This is a genomic window from Candidatus Margulisiibacteriota bacterium (assembly GCA_003242895.1).
GTDB lineage: Bacteria > Margulisbacteria > Riflemargulisbacteria > GWF2-39-127 > GWF2-39-127 > GWF2-39-127.
In genome coordinates this window covers 1-6,184 of record QKMY01000078.1, presented here as the reverse complement: position 1 = coordinate 6,184, position 6,184 = coordinate 1, and the positions used below count along the sequence as shown (strand labels likewise).

The 6,184-nt window shown below is 37.6% G+C and carries 7 protein-coding genes; 2 read left to right on the top strand and 5 right to left on the bottom strand.

The annotated features are described in order from the left end of the window. Window positions 1-113: 113 nt before the first annotated feature. Window positions 114-281 carry a DUF1328 domain-containing protein gene (locus tag DKM50_13830; GenBank protein ID PZM77207.1) on the bottom strand — a complete coding sequence of 56 codons (168 nt, stop codon included), beginning with the start codon at window positions 279-281 and terminating at the stop codon, window positions 114-116. Between the two features lie 327 nt (window positions 282-608). On the opposite strand from DKM50_13830, the gene DKM50_13825 reads away from it, so the two are divergent. After that, the gene (locus tag DKM50_13825) at window positions 609-890 is read left to right on the top strand and encodes a hypothetical protein (protein PZM77206.1); all 282 of its coding nucleotides are present in this window, start codon (window positions 609-611) and stop codon (window positions 888-890) included. Window positions 891-980: 90 nt separating this feature from the next. Here the strand turns inward: DKM50_13825 and DKM50_13820 are convergent, their stop codons facing one another. Next, window positions 981-1,694 carry a chitooligosaccharide deacetylase gene (locus DKM50_13820; protein ID PZM77205.1) on the bottom strand — a complete coding sequence of 238 codons (714 nt, stop codon included), beginning with the start codon at window positions 1,692-1,694 and terminating at the stop codon, window positions 981-983. A 340-nt stretch (window positions 1,695-2,034) separates the two neighbouring features. On the opposite strand from DKM50_13820, the gene DKM50_13815 reads away from it, so the two are divergent. After that, on the top strand, window positions 2,035-2,550 hold the full coding sequence (locus tag DKM50_13815) for a hypothetical protein (GenBank protein PZM77204.1): 516 nt from the start codon (window positions 2,035-2,037) through the stop codon (window positions 2,548-2,550). 98 nt (window positions 2,551-2,648) lie between these two features. Here the strand turns inward: DKM50_13815 and DKM50_13810 are convergent, their stop codons facing one another. From DKM50_13810 to DKM50_13800, 3 genes are all read right to left on the bottom strand, one after another. After that, on the bottom strand, window positions 2,649-4,334 hold the full coding sequence (locus DKM50_13810; protein ID PZM77203.1) for an energy-dependent translational throttle protein EttA: 1,686 nt from the start codon (window positions 4,332-4,334) through the stop codon (window positions 2,649-2,651). Between the two features lie 168 nt (window positions 4,335-4,502). Further along, on the bottom strand, window positions 4,503-4,985 hold the full coding sequence (locus DKM50_13805; GenBank protein ID PZM77202.1) for a DUF2147 domain-containing protein: 483 nt from the start codon (window positions 4,983-4,985) through the stop codon (window positions 4,503-4,505). A 79-nt stretch (window positions 4,986-5,064) separates the two neighbouring features. Then, window positions 5,065-6,012, bottom strand: coding sequence for a hypothetical protein (locus DKM50_13800; protein PZM77201.1), 948 nt, complete (start codon window positions 6,010-6,012; stop codon window positions 5,065-5,067). Between the last annotated feature and the right edge of the window lie 172 nt (window positions 6,013-6,184).

Here is a 6,184-nt window from a genome sequence, read left to right as displayed (position 1 = left end):
TTATCCATTAGGTTGTTTTAATTATGGAAAGTATCTTTTCAGGTTGGGTTATCTTGAGAAAATGCAGGACGTTTTAGTTGCTTTATTTTAGGATATTACAATTATCCTTCAGCTCAAACAGTAGGCGGTCTGCGTCCTAAGACTAATGCAGCGACGAATAAGACGAGAAAAACAAAGAACAAAACTTTAGCTACCATCGTAGCTGTCCCCGCAATACCGGCAAACCCAAAAACACCTGCAATAATGGCTATTATAAGAAATACCAAAGCCCAAGATAGCATAAGATCCCCCCCTTTTTATTAACCTTCAGAATCTAACCTAATTTATTATTTAATTGATCAGTTGTCAATTGACCCCAGATAATTCTTTTGAAGTAATTAATGTGATATTATCTTAAGAATATTTTACCTAAGCTGCAACAAAATTATACAACCTCAACAATATTGCATTCCACTGAATAAAAAATGCTATAATAAAAGTATTATCCCCCTTTCTTGTAGAATAATAGAAGCAGTCTAAGTCACATATCCGCAAACAAAGAAGCTCCGATGAAGACACTTTAACCGAGCAAAGATCCGCCTGAATAAATTAAAAAAGAGGTATCACAAATGAGAACAAAAGATCCTGGAAACGTATCAGAACAAGAGATTCTAACGGCACCTTGGCCCGACAGAGAGATTGACAAAGAGTTTTCGCTAAACATTATTCGTCTTTATAACATGCTTCCCGAAGAAGACAGAAAAAATACGTTTAACGATATTCACAATTATTACCAGCAAAAATACCCGGACAAATTAGGCTATATATATTATATGAAATTCATCTACGATTTCCTCAAGATACTCCTAGGAAACCTCGAAGACAAAGCTAACGAAGCATCAGAAAAATAGCTCAAATAATCGATCTGCAGGCATTATTCAAGAACTCGGACTTTACCGGTACGTAAATGTCCTGATGAGCAGGTTAATCAAGCCGAGAGCCTAACCTGCTAAGAGCTCAGAAATCGTACAAAAAGTATAGCCGCGCCTCAAGATTTCAGGAATAATAATTTTTAGCACTTCATAGGTATTAAGGCCTCCGAAATGGCACAGAATAATATTCCCATTGCGCAAATGCTGCTCGACAAATCGTACCTGTTTGTCAGTACTTGCAGTTTTTCCGGTATCACACAATGAATTATCCCACAGAACCAAACGATACCCTAATTGCGCAGCTAAAACGTTTACTCTTTTGTTATACTTCCCATAGGGCGGCCTTAAATATGGATAGAATTTACCGGTTGTCTTATAGATAAATCCCTGAGCTTTCTTAATATCTGTAACAATTTCCCGATCACTTTCACGTGTCAAATAAGCATGACTATAAGTATGATTGCAAATTTCCCAATGCATCTCATCCAATTTTTTTATTAACCTTTTATTTTTCTCCGCAACATCTCCCTTAATAAAAGCTGTACATCGAATGTTATATGAAACCAAAAGCTCTAGTATCCGATAATCGCAATGCTGACCATCATCAAGCGTCAGCGCAACCCGTGGCCTACGATGACTTCCTGAAAATATCGGTTTTTGTACCTTAACCGGGTGATAGCGGGTAGAATTTTTAGAAGGGATTAAGGTACCGACCTTCCTGATTTCACTATATCCATAGAGAGGAAGGAAAAAAACTAGCGCTAAACTCAGAAGATATCTCATCTCGATAACCAAACAAAAAAATATGGAGATAACAAGAACCGATATAATCTCTGCCCTGATTATATCGGGAAAAAACCAATGTGATAAGCTGTTATTTATACATAATTACAAGTCAGTTAATAGCTATACATGATTTGTCATTCATAATTTTTTCTGTATATTGCCCGATATACCATTTTAAGTGTCGAGATTCTTAACAACCACAGCAATGTCGACAGGTAAGAAAACAATATAACAAATATCAGTAGTCCCCTTAGATAAAAAATCGTGGCATAGAAAATGCATTTGTATAGGCACCAGAAGTTGTTACAACTCTCAAAAAAAAACGGAGGAACAAAAAATGAAAACAAAAATGATTATACTACTTATGTTTCTATTGCTAACGCAAATGGCCTATGGCGCACAAGAAATCAGAAATCCTGGATTTACTTGGGGAATAGGGATAGGAAGAACCGTTGATAGGTTACCAATAACTCTTTCAAAAGTAAGTTTTATTATGTCACAAGTTTATGTTGAAACCCCAGTAGAGGGCGCAGCGATTAGATATGGAGCATTAGGTCTAGGTGGAATTATTCCGGTGCCACGGGTAGAATACATAAAAACCTTTCTAAGCGATCCCTGTGAAATCATAGTCGGTGCCGGTGTCTTTTATGATTTCATATTCGGAGGTCATGGAGGTGTTAACCTTAAGGCAGGAGTAAGATTATTAAATCAATACGAAATAAGTGTTGATGGAGTACCATTCGGAACAAAAAATTTAGTTAATTACACTACAATGAAAGAAAATACAGGAGGAAAAGGAAATATAGTTTTTCCCTATTACACCTTAACGATTTCAACTCGCCAGACTTTTTAACTCCGTGTCCCATTACAAAAATAGCCAGGGCAATAAATCCCTGGCTATTTTTTTACCTATTAATCAGGTTTTCAATTTCCTTTGTCTAAACCAGGCAATTATATTCGAGTAAGCTGCCGATATTTAATTCTATGCGGTTGATCAGCTTCATGTCCGAGACGAGCTTTTCTATCGGCTTCGTAATCCGAATAACTACCAACAAACCAGGTCACTTTACTTTCCCCTTCAAAAGCAAGTATATGCGTAACAATTCTATCCAGGAACCATCTATCATGGCTAATGACCACAGCACATCCGCCAAAATTCTCCAAAGCTTCTTCTAAGGCTCTCATGGTATTGACATCAAGATCATTGGTCGGCTCATCGAGAAGAAGAACGTTCGCACCCTCTTTGAGCATACGGGCAAGATGAACTCGGTTCCTCTCACCACCGGAGAGCATATTAACCTTCTTTTGCTGATCAGCCCCAGAAAAATTAAACCTGGAAATATATGAACGGGCATTAAACTCCTTATTCCCTAGCTTAATAACCTCCTGCCCCTCCGAGATAACTTCATAGAGCGTTTTTTCTGGGTCCATGACATCCCTGTTTTGATCAGCGTATCCTATTTTAACAGTTTCACCGATTTTAAATACCCCGGAATCCGGTTTCTCTTGGCCTGTGATCATTTTAAACAACGTTGTTTTACCAGCCCCATTAGGCCCAATCACGCCAACAATACCTCCAGGAGGCAATGCGAAAGTCATTCCGTCAACAAGAAGTCTTTCTCCATAAGCTTTATTGATATTACTAGCTTCGATTACAACGTTACCTAAACGCGGTCCTGCTGGAATATAGATTTCGAGCTCTTTCGCTTGTTTTTCGTTTTCGTCACTCAACAGAGCTTCATAAGAACTAATACGCGCCTTTGATTTTGCCTGTCTGCCTTTCGGAGACATCCTGATCCATTCTAATTCCCGCTGCAAAGTCTTCTGCCGTTCAGTTTCCGATTTCTCTTCCTGCTTCAAGCGATTCTGCTTTTGTTCCAACCAGGAGGAATAATTGCCTTGCCACGGTATACCTTGTCCACGGTCAAGCTCCAATATCCACCCTGCAACATTATCGAGGAAATATCGATCATGAGTAACCGCAATTATTGTTCCGGCATAGTTTTGTAAATGCTGCTCAAGCCAGGAAACTGTTTCGGCATCAAGATGATTCGTAGGCTCATCCAGTAATAAAATATCCGGCTTTTGTAAGAGTAGCCGGCAAAGGGCAACTCGTCTCTTTTCACCGCCAGATAAAACTTGAACCAAAGTATCGCCATCCGGACAACGAAGTGCGTCCATTGCCATTTCTAACCGGGAATCAAGATCCCAGGCATCCAATGCATCTAGCTTTTCCTGTACAACTCCTTGCCGGGCGAGAAGCTTGTCCATCTCGTCATCAGTCAAAGGGTTATCGAATTTTTCATTGATATTATTATATTCTTTTAGCAGATCAACGACTTCCTGCACGCCCTGCTCAACAATTTCTCTAACAGTTTTAGCATCGTCAAGCTTCGGCTCTTGTTCAAGGTACCCGACAGTATATCCTTGAGATAATACCGCCTGTCCCTTATATTCCGTATCAATACCAGCCAGGATACGGAGCAGAGAACTTTTTCCAGAACCATTAAGGCCAAGCACTCCAATTTTAGCTCCATAAAAATACGAAAGATAAATATCCTTCAAAACAGCTTTTTTATCATAATATTTACTTACTCCTATCATGGAATAAATAACTTTATTAGGATCTATACTCATACGTCACCCTCCTCTATTATTCACATTAATTAATTTTTAGTAGTATACTCCAAGTGCGGTCACATTTCATAGAACTTTTGGGTTTCCAATTGATTTAGACTATATTTAATGATTCCAAAATATATTATTGATTAAGGAGCTGCGCCATAAAAAGATTTGAAAACAAGGCTATTTTTCTGAACCGTTTTCTTCCTTCACTTTTTCCCAAAACTGTGTTTTTCCAATCAAACCCCATGCATCAATAGAACCACGGACAATTAACCTTCCGTCTTTTTCAAATGCCAAATAGCAATTATAGATATTTCCGTCTTCCGGATTATATATTTTGCCATTAATCCATTTTTTGGCACCTTTATCATATACAAAATCCTTGATCATCTCTTTTCCGAGAAGCGGATCATTGCGTTTAGACAGATCAGGATTTCTTCGGTCAACTTTAGTCTTTCCGGCCATAGAATCTTCTTTTCCATAGACAGGCTCTTTTAACAAAACAATTTTGCCGTTAAACTTGGTCCCGTTTTTAAAAATCTCCACCTGGGAAGTCCCCTTCTCGGTCAGCCATTTACCGAGAACATCATCTTCTTCTCCGGCCAAAACATTAGTTGCAAGAAATACACTCATGACAACTAAAATCCAAAGATACTTTTTCATACACTATTCCTCCTGTTATTAACATATTTTATTAGATTATAGCAAAATAATGCAACCCTACATAGAAAAATCAGAATATCTAATTAATAACAAAAAAAAGTCTCCAGCATAAATTGGTTGCAGTATGAATAAAAGCAGCACAAAAAATATTCCCGGTAATAATATAGGTAAAACAATAGAAAAACCCGGCAAGAGTAGAAAGGAGAAGCATAGGAAATCCGCCGTTATTCAAATGGGTTACCCCAAATAAAATCGTATTAAAAAGCAGTGGCAGCGCAAAATTAAATTTTTTTAAGAATTGAGACATATAGTTGTATATTAGGCCTCGAAAAAATATTTCCTCAACTAATGCTGCATGAAAAAAGAAAAATATTCCCAGTACAAAAATATCTTTGAGATTAACATTCCACCCAACAAACGTTAAAAAATGCAACCGGGTTCCGAGGGTTATCTCAATACTAAGGAGTAATATTGTCAGCATCACGGTTACATAAGCCATTTTTTTTGTTAAATCTAGCTGGTACCCCATCTCTATCTTACGATACCCAAGATAGATAAACAGCACAAAAAGAACAAATGCCATGAAAATCCCGTCAAAAGAAAGAATATTTTTCTCATATACTAACGGTAAGGAAACAAACCTAGACTCCAGAGAAATAAACACCATCAAAAATACCAAAAGGTCGAGTCCATGGAATTCCCCAGGCTTCGACTTAGCAAATAACAAAACCAATAATGGTAACAGAAACACTATGATTATCTTCCCGGCAATAAGCACAGAAATTTGCTGTTTCAAAAATATAAAGTACAGAAAGGTAAATAGCAAAATAAACAACGTAACTAATAAGGGGTAAGAAAAATGTGACCGAATGAATTTGAGAGGCTTTTTATAGATAAACAAGAGGTAAATAGCACAGTAGCCTGCCACAAGAAGAATGACAAGCCCTTTACTTGCTAAAAATGCCGACAAGGGAACAAGCCATAACATTAACGAGGTTAAAATGATACCGATAACATAAAAAATCATTAAACGATTTCCTTGAAAATCAAATAACAAATTACAGGTTAAAGCGTCATATATTACAAAATATCGGTTAACTGCAGATTCAGGCGCAAGGCGCCAGGTGATTCAGAAACAAGGTATCCAGTCGATTCAGATGTGGTGTCCATGGGATTCAGATTCATGCTGTCCAGGTAAT

Coding starts and splice junctions, on each gene's coding strand:
- DKM50_13830 (PZM77207.1), bottom strand. CDS start 281: ATGCTATCTTGGGCTTTGGTATTTCTTATAATAGCCATTATTGCAGGT.
- DKM50_13825 (PZM77206.1), top strand. CDS start 609: ATGAGAACAAAAGATCCTGGAAACGTATCAGAACAAGAGATTCTAACG.
- DKM50_13820 (PZM77205.1), bottom strand. CDS start 1,694: ATGAGATATCTTCTGAGTTTAGCGCTAGTTTTTTTCCTTCCTCTCTAT.
- DKM50_13815 (PZM77204.1), top strand. CDS start 2,035: ATGAAAACAAAAATGATTATACTACTTATGTTTCTATTGCTAACGCAA.
- DKM50_13810 (PZM77203.1), bottom strand. CDS start 4,334: ATGAGTATAGATCCTAATAAAGTTATTTATTCCATGATAGGAGTAAGT.
- DKM50_13805 (PZM77202.1), bottom strand. CDS start 4,985: ATGAAAAAGTATCTTTGGATTTTAGTTGTCATGAGTGTATTTCTTGCA.
- DKM50_13800 (PZM77201.1), bottom strand. CDS start 6,012: ATGATTTTTTATGTTATCGGTATCATTTTAACCTCGTTAATGTTATGG.